Annotated in this window: 2 protein-coding genes; both read left to right on the top strand. The window is 46.1% G+C overall.

Features of this window, described 5'->3' with window-relative positions; translation table 11 throughout:
• Nucleotides 1-276: ACT domain-containing protein (locus A3729_RS06250; RefSeq protein ID WP_156490320.1), on the top strand; the 276-nt coding region annotated here is incomplete at its 5' end.
• The coding region (locus tag A3729_RS06245; RefSeq protein WP_156497736.1) for an aminotransferase class I/II-fold pyridoxal phosphate-dependent enzyme at nucleotides 273-711 on the top strand (439 nt) is incomplete at its 3' end. The genes A3729_RS06250 and A3729_RS06245, both read left to right, overlap by 4 nt.

Below are 711 nucleotides of genomic sequence, written 5' to 3'. Positions count from 1 at the left end.
GAAGTGACTTTCAGCAATGACATGATTAATCAGCGTACCGTGATGGAGGTTGTAACGCCTGACCGTCCAGGCCTACTCGCACGGATTGGTCAGGCACTTCTAAAGCATAATTTATCATTGATCAATGCACGTATTGCCACCTTGGGCGAGCGAGTAGAAGACGTTTTCTTCATTACCGACACAGACGGTCAACCGCTTAGTGACGCAATGATTTGCGAGGCCTTACAGCACGACATATGTACACTTCTAGATGAGCAGGTAGAAATAACCTCATGAACCCAGACTTGAATAAACTTCAGCCCTATCCCTTTGAAAAGCTTAAAGCACTGCTCGGGCAAGTAACACCATCAGCAGATTATTCAGCTATTCCCTTGTCTATTGGTGAACCGAAGCACCCTTCTCCGCAGTTTGTGCTCGACAGCATCACCAATAACCTAGGCAAAGTCGCAATATACCCAAGCACAAAAGGGTTACCTGAGTTTCGAAAGAGCATGACAAACTGGGCGACACAACGCTTTAATCTAAAGCCCGGCACTCTTTGCAGCGAAGATAATATTCTTCCGGTAAACGGCACACGAGAGGCAATTTTTTCTTTTACTCAGGCGGTCATCGATAGAGAAGCCAGTAATCAAGCTTTAGTGCTGAGCCCTAATCCTTTTTATCAGATCTATGAGGGCGCTAGCTATCTTGCAGGGGCTGAGCTTGAATTAC

The organism is Oleiphilus sp. HI0043, assembly GCF_001634935.1.
Note: the sequence above shows the minus strand (reverse complement) of the source record. Positions and strands in the feature narration are given on the sequence as shown.